Source organism: Novacetimonas hansenii JCM 7643 (genome assembly GCF_000964405.1).
GTDB lineage: Bacteria > Pseudomonadota > Alphaproteobacteria > Acetobacterales > Acetobacteraceae > Novacetimonas > Novacetimonas hansenii.
Genome location: NZ_BANE01000124.1, coordinates 18,503 through 37,409, shown reverse-complemented (window position 1 = coordinate 37,409; position 18,907 = coordinate 18,503). Strand labels below are relative to the sequence as shown.

Annotated in this window: 14 protein-coding genes; 4 read left to right on the top strand and 10 right to left on the bottom strand. The window is 54.2% G+C overall.

All coding sequences use genetic code 11. The annotated features are described in order from the left end of the window. Positions 1–351 precede the first annotated feature (351 nt). Positions 352–1,329 carry a hypothetical protein gene (locus B7G66_RS09605; protein WP_003618650.1) on the top strand — a complete coding sequence of 326 codons (978 nt, stop codon included), beginning with the start codon at positions 352–354 and terminating at the stop codon, positions 1,327–1,329. Between the two features lie 228 nt (positions 1,330–1,557). On the opposite strand, the gene B7G66_RS09600 is transcribed toward B7G66_RS09605, so the two are convergent. Both B7G66_RS09600 and B7G66_RS09595 read right to left on the bottom strand, forming a co-directional pair. Beyond that, complete coding sequence (locus B7G66_RS09600; RefSeq protein WP_148424790.1) at positions 1,558–2,361, bottom strand: hypothetical protein; 804 nt, start codon at positions 2,359–2,361, stop codon at positions 1,558–1,560. Positions 2,362–2,693: 332 nt separating this feature from the next. Next, positions 2,694–2,972, bottom strand: a complete 279-nt coding sequence (locus tag B7G66_RS09595) for a hypothetical protein (protein WP_003618653.1) — start codon at positions 2,970–2,972, stop codon at positions 2,694–2,696. 884 nt (positions 2,973–3,856) lie between these two features. Between B7G66_RS09595 and B7G66_RS09590 the strand changes: the two genes are divergently transcribed. From B7G66_RS09590 to B7G66_RS09580, 3 genes are all read left to right on the top strand, one after another. After that, complete coding sequence (locus tag B7G66_RS09590) at positions 3,857–7,399, top strand: ATP-binding protein (RefSeq protein WP_003618654.1); 3,543 nt, start codon at positions 3,857–3,859, stop codon at positions 7,397–7,399. Positions 7,400–7,836: 437 nt separating this feature from the next. Next, positions 7,837–8,058 (top strand): hypothetical protein, encoded by a 222-nt coding sequence (locus B7G66_RS09585; RefSeq protein ID WP_080545410.1) that lies wholly within the window; start codon positions 7,837–7,839, stop codon positions 8,056–8,058. Positions 8,059–8,271: 213 nt separating this feature from the next. After that, the gene (locus tag B7G66_RS09580; protein WP_003618658.1) at positions 8,272–8,763 is read left to right on the top strand and encodes a protein-tyrosine phosphatase family protein; all 492 of its coding nucleotides are present in this window, start codon (positions 8,272–8,274) and stop codon (positions 8,761–8,763) included. Between the two features lie 185 nt (positions 8,764–8,948). On the opposite strand, the gene B7G66_RS09575 is transcribed toward B7G66_RS09580, so the two are convergent. The 8 genes from B7G66_RS09575 to B7G66_RS09540 form a co-directional block, all read right to left on the bottom strand. Next, a complete protein-coding gene (locus B7G66_RS09575; RefSeq protein ID WP_003618660.1) occupies positions 8,949–11,240 on the bottom strand; it encodes a DEAD/DEAH box helicase in 2,292 nt (763 codons plus the stop codon). Then, complete coding sequence (locus B7G66_RS09570) at positions 11,237–12,625, bottom strand: ATP-binding protein (RefSeq protein WP_003618662.1); 1,389 nt, start codon at positions 12,623–12,625, stop codon at positions 11,237–11,239. Before B7G66_RS09570 ends, B7G66_RS09575 begins: the two co-directional genes overlap by 4 nt. Continuing rightward, positions 12,622–14,904: a TerB N-terminal domain-containing protein gene (locus B7G66_RS09565; RefSeq protein ID WP_003618664.1), complete on the bottom strand. Its 2,283-nt coding sequence runs from the start codon at positions 14,902–14,904 to the stop codon at positions 12,622–12,624. The genes B7G66_RS09570 and B7G66_RS09565 overlap by 4 nt, the downstream gene beginning before the upstream one ends. Before the next feature lie 120 nt (positions 14,905–15,024). Then, complete coding sequence (locus B7G66_RS09560; protein ID WP_003618666.1) at positions 15,025–15,408, bottom strand: type II toxin-antitoxin system VapC family toxin; 384 nt, start codon at positions 15,406–15,408, stop codon at positions 15,025–15,027. Next, a complete protein-coding gene (locus tag B7G66_RS09555; RefSeq protein WP_040510561.1) occupies positions 15,405–15,701 on the bottom strand; it encodes a type II toxin-antitoxin system Phd/YefM family antitoxin in 297 nt (98 codons plus the stop codon). The genes B7G66_RS09560 and B7G66_RS09555 overlap by 4 nt, the downstream gene beginning before the upstream one ends. A 50-nt stretch (positions 15,702–15,751) precedes the next feature. Further along, positions 15,752–16,096, bottom strand: a complete 345-nt coding sequence (locus B7G66_RS09550; protein ID WP_080545411.1) for a tyrosine-type recombinase/integrase — start codon at positions 16,094–16,096, stop codon at positions 15,752–15,754. Positions 16,097–16,216: 120 nt separating this feature from the next. Then, positions 16,217–17,479, bottom strand: coding sequence for a cation:proton antiporter (locus B7G66_RS09545; RefSeq protein ID WP_003618670.1), 1,263 nt, complete (start codon positions 17,477–17,479; stop codon positions 16,217–16,219). A gap of 212 nt (positions 17,480–17,691) precedes the next feature. Continuing rightward, positions 17,692–18,843 carry a site-specific integrase gene (locus tag B7G66_RS09540; protein ID WP_003618671.1) on the bottom strand — a complete coding sequence of 384 codons (1,152 nt, stop codon included), beginning with the start codon at positions 18,841–18,843 and terminating at the stop codon, positions 17,692–17,694. Positions 18,844–18,907 lie beyond the last annotated feature (64 nt).

Sequence of the window (18,907 nt, the reverse complement as noted above, 5' to 3'; positions counted from 1 at the left end):
GGGGGGAGCGGAATGTCGGTTATCCGAAAGGGATGACCGAAAGCCGCCATTCGCAGTGTTCACGTTCATGACAGCTACCGACCAAAGCCAGTTGTTCGGTGGTCAGTGTTTGAACGGCACCCTCTGACACAACTTGCCGTTCGCCCAATGCGAAGCTGCCTGCAGCAACTTGCCCTATTATCTGCTGTCCGCTCTTTCTCGGTAGCATCGGAAAGCTGCCGCCCTTTCGTTCCGTTCGACGCGCCGGACAATCCCCTTTCGATTTCACACTTTCGCTCTAGAGTAACGGTGTGACTACGCCCGAGGCCCGGGCCATGATCAGCGACATATCGTTGCGCCAGACGAGCTGATATGACTCGTCCCGCCGGTTCGCCGGCTAAGCCGTCGATTTTGGGGGTGCAGTTGCCGACAGTGAATCAATTCTTCCAGCCGCCGCTCTACTGGCAACAGTTCGAGGATCTCGCGAACGGATTGCTGGGCGAAGTCTACGGCATTCCCGACGCGCAGCCGTTCGGCAGGCCGGGCCAGGCGCAGGACGGTGTGGACGTGTTCGGTCGCTCGAAGCGCTATGGATTGATCGGCGTCCAATGCAAGCGGCTCGCCGACTTGGACGAGCACGGCAGCCCATACCCGGGCGGACCTGTCAGCCGGAAGCTGCTACGGGACGAAGCCGCCAAGTCGCTCAACTTCAAGTCCAAGCTATCGATCTGGATCCTCGCCACGACGGCGCGCCGCGACACCGTGGTGCAAAATTGGGTGAATGAACTCAACGAAGAATGGGTGAATGGCAGACGGAACTGCCGCGTGATGGTGTGGTCCTGGGACGACATCATTGGCTACCTCAACGCCTTTCCCGAACTCCAGCGCTGGTATTATGAGGAAGTCATCAAGGTCCGTGGGGCAAAGGACCTCGACGAGGTGATCCTCACGACGATCGCCATGGCCTTCGGGCGGCCTGCCTTCGAGGTGCCGCTCCACTGCGAGAGCCCTGAGGAATTCCTCCAAGCGCTCTCTGACACGCAGCGAGCGGTTCGGACGGGCGAGCTGCTCGACCGCGAAAGCCGGCATCCGATCCGCAAGTCGATCGGCGGCTGGCGCGACATAGACGACACCCATGTTCGCGGCGGCATCCAGCTTGTCGACAAGGCTCTCCGACACCTGCGAACGCAGATCGAACAGGGACTCAAGGATCAGCGAATACGGCGGGTGCAGGGCTTCCTGGACTTCACCGACACGCGTTTCGCAGGCGAGTTGGAACGGGCGCGCGATGAATGCATCGACATGTTGAACAGCGTGCTGACACACGTCGGTCTGCCGCCGGTGAGGTAAACCGAGCAAATGCGGCGCGACGCTCGACAACATATCGCCAGTGCTGACCAGCGTCGGGGGAAGTGCCGACGTCGCGGACATATACCACGTCAGCCGCGCCGATGTCGTGAAGCACGGCATGGGCCCCGAGACCCTGCGGAGCGACCCTCGAGGAGGCGCCGCGCGACATATTCCTCCTCGACCTGCTGCTGGGCTCGGGGATCGTGCCCGGCGAGCTCGTCGAAGGGATCAAGGTGAGGGCATGGGGCTTCCGCTGGCCGGATACTTGGCCTCGACCATTACCAGTCGGTCGGGCACACCGGCGGCGCTCAACGTCTTGACTGACGTGACCTCGAACTTGAATCCAGGCGGCGTGACGACCTCGGCCTGCCACCTATAGGTTGTGTCCTCGTCTTTGCCAGGAACCGCTCCCGTCCAGACGAGAGGCGCCGGAGCGTCGAGATGAATGTTGAGTAAAAAGCTGGTCACATCCTTGGCCGCCATCGTGGCCAAAAGGTTGTTGCGTTGCTTCCATGCGAAATGGATTGCGGCGGCTTCAGGATTTAGCGTGCATGCCGTCAAATGCTGCCAGCGCACTGTTGCACCAACCTTGAAGTTGGCATCGAACAGACTCGTAGCCATGGCCGCCCCGCGGTGAATCTTGGAAATCTCGTCGAAGCATTGTCCAGCTGATGCCATCTCGTCCAAAGCCAACAGCTGTGCATCCACCGAACTCTCCACGTGGGTGACCACATCGGCTCTGATCGTTCCGTAGGCCTTTATTCGGTCGAGCCGCTTCTCAATAGCCTCCTGGCGAATCGCGGCGTCGGTCGTGGTCAGTCTGCCCTCGGCCATCTCCATCATCGCGGTGTTGTTGACGCTCCAGCACTTGAGCGTCTCGATCATCGCGTTGTCGCTGTAAGCGTCGTCAAGGAATTGGTAGCATGCGGTTGTCCTGCTCATGTCGGCCACCGCCTCCGGCTTGGCGCCGCAAGGGCCGAGGTTTGGAAACATTAAGACAAGTTCGTCGAATGAACGTGAGGCGGCAGCCAACTATATCTCCCAATCAATCAACGCGGTCGTGATACCCACCCGCGGTCAATAATCCCACACAACCTTGCAACCTAGATACTCACTGAGCACCATCCGGCGCCTCAACGTTTGGAAGCAGATCACTACCTACAGACCCTAACGTAAAACTGAGGGCACGTTCGGGGCAGGGTCAACGCGATGACGCTGGCGTCGAAGGGCGCGCGGGGAAGGTTTCAGCGATGGACCGACTTTTCTCTTCCCGGGACCGGCGTTCCTGCCTCTCACCCAGCGCGTTGCTGGGCTGCCAGCCCCGCAGAAGGGGTGCGGCTGGCCGTCAGGGGAAGGCCTTTCTTTTACTTATCCGGCATATCGCTCAGCTTGTACTTTACGCCATTGTGCTTGATCCGAATCTCGACCTCGACGGCATCGCCTTCGTCCATCTTGTCACCAATGAACTTACCCGTGACGACATCATTTCCTTTCCGAATCAGGTCAGCGATATTGTCGGTCGACCGCCACGCCTGGAGCCACTGCCACTTCTCGTCCTTCAGAGCCCATCTGTACGTCTTGAATTCGTTCTTGAGCGCAGTCTTGCCGCCAGGCTTGGCGGCCACAATGTAATATTTAGTCATTATGCTCCTCATCGGGCGGGGCCGTCACAATGGTGCCTCCTTAATGCGGCAAGATAAGCCCCCTTTTTCGCCACTTCAAGAATGGACAGTTTCAGCGCCGCCGGTCTTTCTCAGCAGCAATGGCAATCGGCAGTTTTGTCCCAAACGCGGTCTATCACGGTTAGCCTAACAATGTCGTCTCTCGGGCAACCACCATCACCACTTCGATGTCTGCCTTGAGGGCGACTACTGCCTGTCTGCTCCTGTATCACTGAGCAGACAGGCAATTCAGGGCAGAAATTCGGCTGACGGTGAGAAAATATAGAAAGCGGCCTGTTACATAAATCCTGATAGTCAATTGCGTCACAAGACCAGAAAACGATAAGGTTTATCTACTACACAGCTTTATCTGGAGGCATAGTACAAACATCGCCAGTAGCTTTCTTCATTAACGATCTTTATTTAGTAAGCAGATTATACGAAAAATAGATATCCGGACCAATTTTGCGACGTAGGGAGTGCATTTGTTGGATTTAGTCCATGTTTCGTCGGACGTGACGCCCACACGGGCACTTCACTTGCTTACGACTGACATACTCCTTGCAGAACTAGTCTCCGGACGCCCCATAGCGACAGATACAGGTTATAGGCTGGTGCTCCATACCGTTGCCGCTAGAGGTGTGCTGTCATGGTATTGCCGGGCGCGCGCCAAGTGGGCGGGCAATGTCATGGTGCCCGATTGCGAAGCGATCATAGCCAGTATCAGCGCCACTCCAGATCACGTACCGTCTCCAGTTGTCTCCGGTAATCGAGAGCGTAGAGTCCTCCGGCTTACCAAGATCGTCGCACACAGATTTGCCGGGCTTCACGCATACGGGGGAATAGGAGAGCCGAGTAAGGATTTTGTGTTCGAACCGACCAGTCCCATCACGGTCTTCGAAGGTTGGAACGGTTCGGGCAAGACGAGCCTTATGAATTCGGTGATCTGGTGCCTCACCGGAAAGCTGCTCCGACCCCAGAGAATACCTGAGAGCGGTGAAGCCGAATTCCATTGCGAGATCGATCGAGGGGCGATGCAAGAAACATCGCAGCACAAGATCAGCGCGGTGACGCCTCTGCCAAGTTCTCAGCATTGGCTCCCCGCGGCGGCAGCCAAAACTGTGCCTGCCGACACCTGGGTTGAACTGACATTCGAATTGGAGGACGGGACGCACCTTCCACCGATCCGCAGGACACAGTCGCGAAAAACAAATGGCAAGTTGGAAGAAGTCGGGCCTAATCCGGCTGATCTAGGCCTTGATCCGATTGCCTTTAATCTTGGCACCACCATGCCCGGTCTTCTGCCATACCTGCAGGTGGGCAACCCATCGGAATTAGGTTTGGCCGTGGCGAGTCTCACAGGCCTTTCCGACTTGGTGGCTTTGGCGAAGCACGCCAAGCGTGCCAGAGCAAAGATAGCTGGCGACATTACCAAGGAGCGCAAAACTGGGCTCGAACAAATCGAGACGGAATATCGTCAGCATCGCACTGACCTTGAACAGCGCATTTCCGAATTCCCAGGAATGGCACCTGTAGCCGATCTTCCTGCGATTACTGACCACCCAGCAGCGTTCGCCACCCTGAGCCAGCATTTCGAAGACTTAAAGGCTAGCGGCCTCGGGCATGCTCGGGACGTGCTAGGCGATATGTTTGACGCTTCGGACGCCTCACAACGTCAAAACTTGGAGCAATGCATCGCTCCTGCATTAGAGCAGGTTCGCAGGCTCTCTCAGTTGCCATCGATGGAAAAATTAGGTGCTCTCAAGCTGGAGATAGATGCCCGCCAAGCAGTGGATTCCCTCGTTGATCGCCTGTTCGACGAAGCGACGATGCTCGATGAGCTATCTGCGAACCCGATCCTCGAACGCCGGACCCAACTCTACGCGCGAGTCACCGACTGGATGCATGAGCATGGGGAGGCTCATCATGATCGCTGCCCCGTTTGCCACCAGTCTCTCGCTGGAGTGGTTGACGCTGAGGCTGGTGGCTTGGTTGCTGATCATCTTCGTCAGGTTGCTGGAGATAGCGAAATCCTGGCAAAGACTATCGCACAATGGGCCGAGGGTTGGACCGGAAAGTTAGCTCGCGATCTGCCCGAAGCGCTTAGGCGTTGCTTGCAAAAGGATCTACCGGAGTCTCCCAGTGCAATCTTCCGAACCGCCTTGCTGGATGACCTTTTCAGAACGGAAGGCTTCGCAGGTGTCCTTTTCTCACTTCGCTCCAATGTGGAAAAGCTAACTAACCAGGCAATGGCGAGGCTGCCTGCGTTTACAGAACCGGAGCAGCGGGTTCTGCCAAGTCGAGTTGGCGCCCATGTGGCTATACTGAACAAGAGCTTGAACCGCCTCATCCGAGGATTAGCGTTTGTCGACTGGATGAAAGCTCACCGCGACGAACTTGTTGTCGTGCTCGATGAAGTCCGCGGCAAAGCTGATAGTAACGATCGCCAAGCGAGCGGTCTGCGAGCGCAGTTGATTCGCCTCGATGCAATCGTCAAAGGCGTCGCCCCTATCAACGCGGCGATCAATCTTTCAAAACGAATGGGCACAGCTCAGGGCGCACACAAGCGCACGCTTAAGGCAATTGAAGATTGTACCACGGCGGTAGCGGCACTTGATGAGATAATACCTATCGGTGATCTTGCCACCGCACAGGTCGAAGGCCTGCAAGCCCGCCTTCATAACCGGGCAGAGTATTGGCGAAACGCTATTTACCAGAATGCGACGACACTATCCCCCAAGCCGCATCGAACTGGTCTGACCCCTCAGGGTGCTATCGCGATTCAAGTTGGCCGCGATGGTGTCAACGCGCCTGCCCAGCATGTATCGAACGCCTCAGCTCTGAGAGCATCACTTTTGGGTTTTTATTTCGCATTCCGCGAGCATGTTCTTGAAACGAACGGCGGCCTGTCACTTATGATCTTGGACGATCCTCAAGATCTTCTCGACTACGATAATCGGGCCCGGCTAGCGCGTGCCTTGGATCAGCTTGCTGAGGGTGGCGCTCAGATTCTGGCTACTACTTATGATCGGAGCTTCGGTCGCACCCTTGTCGCCGAGGCTCGGGGAGCAAATCGGGTGGAGCATCGTGCTGTCCATCCGGTAAACGCATCACGTGCTACCCTCGAGACGTCCTTGGCGATAGAGGACCTAGATCGGAAGAGGAACGAGTTCGTCTCAAACGCTGATTCGGCATTTCACGCACAGGACTATGCTAATCAGGCTCGGATCTTTCTAGAAACACGCCTCGGAGATCTGTTCGACGACCCCGCCTATCCTGCATTTTCGGCGCCAACGGACGCACCAACCCTAATGCCGTTACTAGGACGGCTGCGGTCGCTGATCACTGCTCGCAGCAACGAGCTTTTCCGAAGCCCCGTGCTCTCGCGTTTCTGTGATGATCCTGCATTGGCTGACGGCGCTGAGCCGCGAAGGGTGCTTAATGAGGCGCACCACCGTAATGCCAATGCGCTGAGCTACATCGACGTGCAGAGCGTCGATATGGACCTGAAGCGTTTACGCTCGGCAGTTGAGCGCGTCCATGAAGAGTTCCGGCGCTATCGCTGGCGGGAACCACTTCAGGAGACTGCTCCAGACAATGTCGTACCTCTGACTGCCGTTGCCATACCCGCGTTCAGTGTTCCGATCGTTCAGGACATTGCCGCTTTCAGCAGCCAAGTCCCGAGCGGTGGTAGCCAGGAACTAAGCTTGGAGACACTCTCCAGCCAATGGTTCGACGATAAGTCGTTGTTCTACATTCGCCGGGACACAATGGGTTTCACGATACCCGCCGGGTCCATAGCGATCGTAGAGTCTACTCCATCTTCGCCAGCCGATCACGAGCTAGTCATTGGTCGTCGCGGAACGCAGGCTTTCGCGCGCAGACTACTCCGTCCACGCAATGGCGAAGGATATTCCTTAGCTGCTGAAGCAACTGACCCACGTAGCGGCCGACCGACGCTAGCATTCGAGAATCATGAACTCGACCTGCATCGCGTCGTCGGAGCTCTATTCGTTCAGACACCCCCACCAGTCGGACGGGAAGAGGCGGTTTTCCTCGACGAGCATCCCGCGCTTGGGAGGATTGAGGTCGCATATCGTGTCCGAGAAGACAGCGCCGTTCCACGAGTGATGCCAGGTCAGATAATTCTCGGCGGAGCAGTCCTGACCCCAGATCAACTTGACGCGATGAGAAATGAGATAGTAGCCGTCACGCTGGAAAGCGGTGACAGCATTCTGAAGCGTATTGGCGCGCCGCTTTCGGGGAGTTTGCCGTATCTTCGGCAGTTTGAGACGATCGGCGGGCTTGGAGCTTCCGTAGTAATCGCGACCGAACAAGTAGAAGGGGCACCAGACCTGCCTGTGATGCTCAATGCACGTCTCGTATTGGGTGTTGTCTATGATACATAGCTAGGCGCTCGCCAGAGCGAAGGTCAGTTTCTGCCGAATTCGACTTGAGTAGTGCTGGTCACTCAACAATCCATCTCATTCAGGGAATGGTAGAATCCATACACAATTCGAGCGTCTGTTCTTGCCGAAAGGCGTCGTTGAATAGTCACCTCGGCAGCCGGCTTCGTCCCAAAAGCGGTTTACTTGGGTTCGCTTAGAATGTCGGCTTTCGGGAAACCATCATAACAGCTTCGGTGTCTGAAATAAGGCGATTACCGTCCGTCTGTTCAGTTCCGGTAACTTATTAATACTGAAATACTTATTCTAGTATATTTATTTATATCAAGCCATTTCTATAAAATAAAAATAAATCATATTTGTGAATTTGGTATTATATTCTCAGAATTACTCCCCATTTCTTGGGAGGTACAATTTGTGCCTGTAGGAGAATAATTCGTATGAGTAAAGCTGTTTATGTAGAGGCTCGTCCTAAAGGACGGCCAGAAGGAACTGCTATTTCTGAGTATGTGGTGGAAGAATCTGGAGATCGTGTTCTTCACACAGCGGCGACACAAGTCGCAGCAATTACGTGGTCAAAAGCACAAGGCTATACGCCTCATGTCGCACGCGTTCGTCACCTGAATGATAAGCGTAATCCGGCCCATTGGCGCGCTGTTTAATTATAAAACATGCCGTTATCCCATGAGGTTGCAAACACCTCATGGGATTAACCTAGACGCAACCCGACATTCCCTTCCAAATGCATCATGGTGCCGAAATTTATGAAAATGCACGCACGGTCATTGGTCGAGAAGAAACAGATCGCATTTTATGTCAAATATGGCAGAGAAAGCGGCGTTATATTTTTAATTGAAAAATAAAAGAGTGTTGAAATGCTTGAGGTCTATCCAAATTTATTTGTTGGCAATGAGATTGACGAGCAGCGCCTTCGAGGCGATCCGAACTGGTTCTTTATTCATGCTTGTAAAGAGCCATATCATCGTCAGGCACTCGGTTATACAGGCAAAGCTGCACCCAAAAATCACCCAGAATACTTAATAGCACGACGCAATAGCTGCCTCATTCTCAATTTAATCGATGGAACAGATGTCAATTATGTCTCTGTCGAGATCATCGATGTGGCACTTGAAACTATTCACGCCAACATCGGCAAGACCAATATTCTACTCCATTGCAATCAAGGTCTATCACGCTCGCCCTCAATCGCTCTCCTCTATTTGGCGCGGTATACAGATCTATTTGTGGGGTTGGATGTGGATAAGGGTGTCGCAGAGTTCCAGAAGATCTATCCGTCATATGCTCCAGCGCGAGGGATGGCTGATTATATCCGATTAAATTGGTCACAATATCAATTTTCTGGCTAAAACTACCTTCCTTTGTTGACCTAACCCGCACGGTAGAGAACGTACGGTCTGTGTTCACATTTTGACCACCATACAATTCAGTGGCTCTGTCTCACAATACGGGGAATCAACCGCCTGCTTAAGCATTAAAATTACTCGTCACTCTAGTACCCTCCGCCAGTGCCAAGCATATTATATAGAAGCACTTAGGTTTCAAAAATTGTTTTTACTCCAGTCGGTAACCTAGAGAGCAGGTCAGCAGCAATAATCGGTACACGTGCCGCGTCGATATGCTCACTGGCGTAACAACGCGCCAGTAATTCGTCTCCTAAATAAGCATCATACTTCGCCCGCTTCATATCCGGCACTAGTCGAGCTAGCACTTCCGCGTCAGGCGCAGGCCTTTCAGCGAGACTTTTCAAGGCGGCAAGCAGTTTGCTTTCGTCTTGAGCCGGAACCGTGAGCGCGATACCCTCCGAATTGGCCGCTACGCCATGAGAGGCGAGTGCTAGCACCAAGGCCAGTTGCGCCCGATTGCCGACCCAAGGGAAAAGCAGGAGTTCGTCCTCATGCCGATGCAAACCTGCATGCCGCAACCCAAGGTGGTCGAATGTTTCTCTGGCTTCAGTAAGAAAATCAAGTGCAGTCTTGTCAAGAAAGCGAGGAATAGCGATGTTCTCGTAAACCCGACGCATTTCCGCCACTACTTCATCGGCCGGAGGCAAGCCTTCGCCACCAAATTTGGGCGGTATGCCACCATACGCTCGTGTGACCAGAATTTCCCGGCGTTGATTGTCGATCTCGATAACCCGCCACCGATATCCGGCAAAGATGATGAGTTGTTCTGGCACCACCGAGTTATCGACCGGCAACGTGCCAAGGTTCCGCCCGCGATCCGTTATAACCTTGAATTCGTCAGGTGTCATGAATACGGCGTAGAACCCACGGTCATTGATGACCCGTTCGCCTTCTTCTCCTGGCAAAAGCGTTCCGTCTGGTGCCTGTTCAATAAGCTGGACCTCTGGATGTTTCATCTGTCGCAGCACATCAATGTAGAGAGCCTGATCAACTTCAGGGAATACCCCACTCTCGATCAAGCGGTTCCAGCCCTGTTTGACTGTCAGACCACCGTGCTGGGCGATCAGCGCCAGAATCTGCTGTATCAGCGTAGAAAGATGCAAACGCCCAATTTGAGGCGGCTCATTCCAGCGCCTCAGCATCAGATTGAGCATGGCGATGGTCTGCACCGTGCGAGGCCGCATGGCATCAATGGGATGGATGCGCTCGTCAATCACCATCTCGGTAGTGTAAACTCGCATTACCGAGGATTGTCCCGCACGTCGGCCAGAACGCCCCAGTCTCTGGCGCATGCCTGCAACGGTGTGTCCAGGTCCAATTTGGCTCACAGCATCAATGTGGCCAATATCGATGCCCAGTTCGAGGGTTGTGGTTGCAACAATAGAACCTGGTCGATCATCTTCTTTCAGCCTTCGTTCGGCTTCCTCGCGGTGCTCACGCGATAAGCTGCCGTGGTGAGCGAAAAATTCCTCCGGCACGCCCGATGTTTCACAAAGACCACGCAGTCTTGCGGTGTACAGTTCAACATTCCGGCGCGAGCCAGCAAAAATCAGACTCCGATGTCCTCGAAGCGTGTCGAAGAGGTGTTTCGCGATCTCTATGTCTGCTGTGCTCTCAGTAGCATCGCCCTTCTCTGAATTCTCGTCACGTTGCTTCAGACGTGGCTGTATATAGCCGCGAACCTGAAGTTTCAGGGGTTGGCTACCCGTTTTGGATTCCAGTATCTCCACGCCATCCGGATTTAGTGGCTGCAGAAAAGCAGCTGAGGTCCTCATGTCGGCCAAGGTGGCCGAAAGGCCCACTCGAACGACTGGATGCCCTGCGGCGATCTCGATACGATTGAGCAGAGATTGAAGCTGGCGTCCGCGCTCTGCATCCATAAAAGCATGCATCTCGTCGATCACCATGTAACTTAGCGCAGCAAACAGACGCTTTGCTTCATTCCCTCGTCGAACGAGGATGGCCTCCAGACTTTCTGGCGTGGTCAGCAGTATCCCCTGGGGCCGCTTGTGCGCTCGTTCCTTGACGCTGCTGGCCACATCCCCATGCCACTTCCAGACAGGAATCTCTACTTCTTCGCAAAGTGTCTCCATGCGACCGAACTGGTCATTGATGAGTGCGCGTAAGGGGCTGATATAAATGGCCTCAAACCCGGCACCGGGCTTGCGTTCATCTGTAGCCAATCGCGAAACAATCGGCAGGAAGGCCGCCTCGGTCTTCCCGCTTGCTGTCCCGGCCGCGATAATGAGATTCCGTTGTCCTTCCAGCAGAACCGGAATGGATCGTTCCTGAATATCCCGAAGCTCTGTCCAGCCCTGACGCCAGATCCAACGCCGGACTTTCTCGTGCAGTAAATCGAAAGACGTTGATTCACCGTCACCGGAAGTTTGCTCTAATGGGTCAGGCGGCGCGTCGCTCAAAGCCTGTAGTCCGTCAGATCATCGTCGGACGAGGTCTGAGTGGAGCCGGTCGCAGCAGGCGCATCTACATTGTCATCATCGACAATGTCTCCGCCTGCTGTGGGTAAGTCAGGTTCGATCTCAGTGTGGTCGACCAACTCCTGCCATTGAGCTTGTGGATTTTGTTCCATAATGGCGAGTAGGTCGAGGAAAGCCTTGCTGATATTTCGGGGTGTCCTAAAATAAGCCTCACCCACCTTCTGGTTACAGTGAGTCATGAAAGCTTTGAAAGTCTCATCTGGCACCAGATAGTGTTTTTGGTCACCAGCAGCAAAAACATGCCGCAACTTATTAAGGAGAACATATAAATCTTCAGGTGTTAGACTCTGTAGTCGAATAACTGGGCCGGAAAGATCGACCAGACCATTTCTGGCAAAGCTGTTTTCAGCTAGACGGGACCGCAACGCTTCGTATGAATAGAGGCCTCGACGGCTGTCCATCAGGAATTCTGGGGTCCCACCGAAATAGACGCCAAGAGACTCAGCCGAGCCCTGGAGCACATCATTCACGATACGGAGAATCTGCTCGTAGTTGGCATTGCGTGATTGAGCACTGACCAGCTTGAACAGATTCACGCATTCATCAAGCATGACAAGAAAACCGGAATATCCTGCCAAGGTAACAAAGCGACTCATGACCTTCAGGTAATCGTAAACCGAGGCATCGTCGATGATAGAACGTACGCCAAGCGCCTCCCGAGCCTCAGTTTTGAGCGTGTATTCGCCACGGAGCCAGCGCAGTGCCGCCGCCTTTCCGCTCTCGCTCCCTTCTTCAAAAGCTCGCCAGTAGTATTCTATCACGGTCGCAAAGTCGTAGCCGGAAACGAGTTCCTGAATGGGGAGCAGCCTTTCCTGAATAACGTCTCCGATCTTGCGACCTGATGCTTTGGCTGAAGCCTGTGTCTCCATGATGAAACGTTCGACTACACTTGCCAGAGCCCCTCCGTCCTGCTTGGTGCGGGTAGCTATGTTACGCATGAGTTCTGCATAAAGACTGCGGGCCTGGCCCCCGCTGGCATGCAGGCGACGATCAGGGGATAAATCTGCGTGAGCCACTACCAGCTTGCTTTGCATGGCAATAGAACGGGCCAGGTTAAGGAAGAAAGTCTTGCCCGCTCCATAGTCGCCGATGATGAAACGAACCGCAGAACCTCCGTCCGCGATGCGTTTGACGTCCTGCACCACTTGGTTGACTTCGCCTGCGCGACCGACCTGAACTAACTGGATGCCTGAACGTGGCACGACACCTGCACGAAGCGCCTGAATGACACCATCGCGGTCCTTGGGCTTGATTTTCTGCGCGGCGATGCGCGTGCCGTCTGAAGCTGCGATACTGAGGGTGGTCATGATGCTGCTCCCGGCGCGTCAGCAAGGAGCGCCATATTGATAATCAAAGGGTCGCCGTCCTCGATAAGTTCTTCATCGAACTTATCATAGGACCACTCGTTGATGGCTTCGAGCGCGCCATCCGGCATCAACCCGAGTTCGTGTGCTTTGGCCTCAAACCCGGAGCGTGGCCATTCCGGTTGGGTGACCAGAGCCTCAAGTAGACGGGCCTGGTCATGACCAAGTCCGACGAACCTCATTTCCCGTTCCAAAGTGGGCGTAGCGGCTGCAGGAACCGGAATTTCAGCAGCCTCGTCCTCATAGATGGGTGCCAGGATTTCCTCGACTTCCTTAGTCTCACGCAGGATGACGCCAACCTTGCTCATGTCAATGACGATACCTTCCTGGGATTTTGCTTTCGAGGGAGGTGCTGGGATCCGATGACCACGTCTCCGCGATTTACCATCCTCGATCACAATTGGTTCCGAAGCGCAGGATGCCGCAGCGGCATTACTCTGGTGCAGGACAGTATAGAGTTCTCGTCGGCCGTGACCAACAGCCTCGTAAAGCCGCTCCAAAGCCACCATCATGTTTTGATCGGTTTCGCCTATCGTTAGGGCGGCTGAAGCAGCCAGCGAGGCAATAGTGGTTTGTTGCTCGGGTTCTATACTCTCTACGATGGTTTTAAGGCGGCCAAGTGTTGGCAAGCGTTCCGGAAGCAGGCGCAGACGGGCCGTCAATCGTTTCGTTTCGTGCGGGGTGAGTTGCAGCCGTGTGGTGAGAGCATCGACCAGCTTTTGACCTAAAGTCAGAGCTTTGGCTGCCGGGCCAATGGCAGTCATGATCAGGGCTGCTGTGCGGAAGTCGGCACCGACGGGTGTTAGCTGGCCTTGAGCATTGCTAATGCGGAATAGAATTATATTCTCACCTGGCTTGGTCCCACCGTAGGTTGGATCCGGTTCCATGCCGTAACCTACTCGTGCCAGCATGGCGGACATGTCACGAGCTTGCCGAAGACCCGAGGCTGCCTTGCCAGAACCAAAGCACCGCGGGCCCAGTTCTTCAAGCGGCACATCGGCAAGAGGTTGAGGCAAGTCATCCAGCCAGGCTCGGAAAGAACGAACAGTTTCTCTTTCCCCAAGTTCCGCAGGCAGCATCAAGGCGGCGGCCATACTGTCGGCATGTTCACGTTCCTTGCCAACGACCTTGGCAAATGCAGACAGATCCTCACGCGCCCCTTCACATAGCTTGATCATTTTTGTCCACGTCAATTGCGCTGGATCAGGAAGGCGATCGATACCTTCAAATTTTATTGAGCTATGGAGATACTGACTCGCCGACCGATAGTTCAAATCAAGGCGGCTCTCTTTTTTATCTCTGAGTCGAAAGCCGTGCGGAAATTTCTGAGTAAAACGATGTCGCATGAGTTCAATGAACTCCGGACGCGCTCGTGTCGTCGTAATGCGTGGCCATAAGCCGGTTAAGTGAGGGGGTAAAGATAGAATACCTGCCATGGCGAGGTCGACATCCAGCGGCATACCTCTCAATGCGTGCAGACCTAATTTAACCTGAAGCAATGGAGACATATGATCTCCCAAAGCTGCGAGCTCTGGCTTCCATGCTTCCACTCTCGGTATATCCGTCACAGCATGCTTCATTTCGATGAAATTGAGTAGCTCAGTGCTATAATTTACAAAAGAACCGTTTTTTCCGAAGAGGTTTCGCAGGCGTTCTACTTCGGCTACCAATAACGCCTCTTCGTCAATCGGAGGACTATCGGCCACCAAGCGACGTTCAAGCCCATAGAAGTAAAGGAAGGGATAGCCCATAGGGTAGCTCGTGTCGGATTTCCCGCTCGCCAGCCAATGCAGGTAAGTCAATCGTTGATTGGGCGTGATATCAGTATAAGAGGGCCAATACCCCAGATCTAGGTTCGTTTGTGGCGCTCCAGACGCGACCTTGAGTGATGGTCTGATAAGACAAGGCGCTGGAGTATCGATATTCCAGTCTCCGTCCGGTGCTGCCGTCAAAAAGTTGCCGACATAGACCATGCCATCGGTAATCTCGAAGCCATGGATCGTGACTTTTTCGCTAGGGCACACCCAGCGAGCATCGTCTTTCTTGTGAATCCTTGATTGTCTATACCTTTCTAAACTCTCCTCATCATTGGGGAATACATGTTGGGCATTAAAGGAGAGTCCGTATGTAGGTGGCGATGCGATAGTCTCTTTCCTGGTTTCCTTATTGGTTGTGTCCGAAATTTCGGGGGCACTGAAAATACGTTTTATCCAGGAAAACATGTTACACTCACTAAATAATCGCCAATTCTTTCAAATAGTAAACACTGTTCTTATCGTGCAGCAATTATCCCCTCTGGCAAATGGAAATCGGGATAGATAGCAGCCATTATCTTCACAATCTCAGGAACAACCTATTCGTTTTATCGGATAATGATCAATTTGCCCGTCTTCCGAAAGGAATGTGGCGTGCTCAGCTTGCGCCTGCGCTATCAGGAGATGGTCAAACGGATCACGATGATGCAGAGGCAAAGACATCAGGAACTGCAGGTGTTCAGGCTGTATTGGTAGCAGAGAGAAACCTTCCTCAGGAATGGCTGCCAGAATGTCGTTCATATCCGCATCCAGTTTTCCGATACGGATTTTGATCGCAATCTCCCACAGTGATACGATACTCACCAGAATATCGCGGACCGGATCTGCAATGATTTCCCGTGCAGTCTCTCCCAGCCGGTCGGAGTCCGAAAGCCACCAGAGCAGCGCATGCGTATCGAGCAGAACCTTCACAGGTCGCGATCCATGCTTTCAAGAATGTCCGACGCTGTCAGATCAAAATCTTCGCTCATTCTGATCCGCCCTCGTAATGCGCCGGGTTGACGACGGGGGCGATAGGAAGGCGCTGGCGGACGCAGTTCAGCAACGACCTGATCGTGAGACGTCACGAGGATCGTACGGCCCTGTCTGACCTGACGCAGATACGCTGTCAGGTTTCCCCGGAACTCTCGAACCCCAATTTTTTGTGGGGTTGGTGCATTATCTGAGAGATGCTCGCTCATGATCTCCTCCTTGTGTGTCATCATATCATGTACACAGAAGGAGGAGGTAGAGAATTCCTGATACCTATTCGATTTCAGAGATCCGTGGCTTCCGACAGGGCCACAGCGTCTTCGACGTCCACTCCAAGGTATCTAACCGTACTATCCAGTTTTGAATGACCCAGCAGAATCTGCATGGCCCGGATATTACCGGTTCGTTTGTATATCATGGCAACCTTAGTCCGGCGGAGCGAATGAGTTCCATATTCCCCCGGGATCAGTCCCACCGCCTGAACCCATTGATCCGGAAGCCGGGCGTATTGCCTTGTACTCAGGTGAGCTTTGGCACTTAAGCAGCTGGGAAAAACATACTCATTCAGGCCACCACGGCGATGTCCCAGCCACGTTCGTACACTTGTTTCCGTAATTTCGAATTGCACAGGGCGTCGGTTTTTTGCTGGGTGAGGGGGAGCGGAAGGTCAGATATTTGTTGAAAAACATGACAAAGCTACCATTACTTTCCTCCTTACGGAGCTGCCCTTCAAATAATCAGAGCCGTATTATTGAGATCCAAGCGTAGAGGACGGATAAAGTCTGCGGGCAACCCGCTCCATGGTTAGCCCCTGCACAATGATCGTAAAGACCACGACGCCGTAACAGACAGGCAGCAGCAGGTCGCGCAAGTCTCCGGGTGGCAATCCAAGCGCCAGCGAAACCGAGATGCCGCCACGTAGACCGCCCCAGGTCAGGATCCCAAGAACACGGCCCCGCTCCCATTGCCTGAAATGAACTGGAAGTGTTGAAAACAGCACGCTCAATGCCCGCACGGCAACGGACAGCGGGATCACGGCAAGGGTCGCCAGCACCGTAAACAGATGCGGCGTGATCTCCAGAATTTCAAATCCGATCAGCATGAACAGCAGGACATTCAGCACCTCGTCAATAAGTGTCCATGCGATGTCGAGTTCCTTCCGGGATGCCTCATCGAAAACGGAATGGCTATAGCTTGTTCCAAAGCACAGTCCCGCCACGACGACGGCAATCGCACCCGACATGCCAAACTGGTTGGCGATGCTGAAGGTTCCGGTCGCCAGAGCCAGCGATGTCAGCAGATCGATATGCGGATCCCGTTGACCCTTAAGCACACGGAGCGCGATCCATCCAGTCAGTGCGCCCAGCAGACCGCCACCAATCGCCTCGCGGCAAAAGCTCAGAGCAATCTCGGAGGCGGTCACCCCCAGACTGTCCCCGGTTGCCAGTCCGATCGTGACGCCGAAAATCACCACGCCCACGCCGTCATTAAACAGGCTCTCCCCTGCAAAAACGGCCTGAATCGGTCCTGGCAATCCGAGACGCTTCAGCATGCCGACAACCGAAACGGGGTCAGTCGGCGCGAGGATGGCGCCAAGGACGATGCACCACGTAAAAGGAATGGTATGACCCAACAGAGGGAAGACGTACCATGCCGCGATCGCCAGAAAGGCAACGGCTAGAACGGTTCCCAGAACAGAGAGAGCAGCCACAGAGGCAAGCTTTGCGCGTAGATGTTCGACGTTTACCTGCGTGGCCCCGGCAAACAGAAGCAGGGACAACGCGCCATTCAGAAGGGCCGTGGGGAGATTGATCGCTCCGAGCACAGACCGTGGGAGAGCCTGAAGGTCATAGGCCGGTATCAACGGATTCAGGATCATGACCAGCAGGGAAGCCAGCAATGAGATGACCAGCACGCCAATCGTCACAGGAAGGCGAAATATGTGGTGATTGAGAATGCTGAACCCTGCCGAGAGGGTCAGAAGCAGAGCGATGAGGCTGATGGTATCCATACCTTCACCGCTGGCCGCTCCTGTCCTCCACGTCAAGAAAAACCGGCAATTCAGGGGTCCGCTATCAGAGATAGCCTGACTGGGCTTCCATGTCCGAGATGTAGGCGTAAGTTGACCTCGGCCGCGAAGGAGCAGAGTGTTTATTTCCTTTATAAATTCTGCAACAAACCATTCATTACGCCTAAGCTGCACTGAGCCGATATCTGTCATTTTCAACGTCCCAAAAGCGCTGCCGAGATTTTCTCGGACACAAGGTTGGTTGAGAGCCTCACGTTCTCCCGCTTCAGGTGAGCGTAACGAGCTGTCGTCTTGATATCGCTGTGTCCAAGCATGTGACCAATCATCGTCAGGTCAGCCCCCATTTCCAGCGCGTCAGAAGCAAAGGAATGGCGCAGATCGTGTATCCTGACGTCGTCCAGACCGGCGGCTTTCCGAATGCGGCGCCAAGGCTTTTGCAGGTCAGTCAAATAGCCACCTTTTTTCCGCCCGGTGATGACGTAGGGGTTGTCCTCCAACCGGGTGATGGCTTTGATTACGTTGATGGCCGCTTGTCCGATCTGGACGATTTTAGCCCCGGTTTTACTGTCAGGCAGCCTCAATTCAGATTGGTCGAAGAAAACGTGGCTCCATTGCAGAGTCTGGATTTCGCGTAGTCTGCAACCTGTCAGGATAAGCAGACGGATCGCCCAGACGGCCTCTGGCATATCCTCTGCTTCATTGAGTGTGGCGCCGAGGCGCGCATATTCTTCTTGGGTTAGATAACGCTCGCGCTTCTCTTCCTTATAGCGCTGAACGCCACGGCACGGGTTGAGACCATCAGTCCGAATACCCCAGAGGTCTGCCAGGCTGAACATTTTGGACAGGACGCCGAGCGTGCGATTGGCCTGATAAGGGATCTGTCGTAGATCCCCGTGGAATCCGGAGACGTCCGCGCGAGATATATCGGCCATCCGCCATGTCCCGAATTTCGGAACGATGAACAGATCAACAGCTCTCTTATACTCGCTTTGGGTCGTTGGTTTGAGGTGGACATCCACATATTCGTCGAGGAAACGATTGCTGAATTCCCTGACGGTCATCGCTTTGCGGTCTTCTAAGCGAGCATCCGCGGGATTCTCACCGCTATGCACCCGTGCAAGAACCTTGATGGCTTCTTCACGTGCGAGATCGGCCGTCCATGGGCTCCCATGTTGCCCGATGGTGTAGCGGCGCATGCGTCCGCCGGAGCGGTAATGGATGACGTACACCTTTCGGCCGGACGGCCACACCCGGACTGCGAAGGCCGGAATGCTGTCATCCCAGAGGAAATAATCCTTCTCTGCCGGTTCGGCAGTGGTGACAATTTTTTTGCTGAGTTTGGCCATGCTTACCTCCATCGCAGGAAACACATAGGAAACAGATGAATGCGAAACCGGGCGTAGCCGGTAA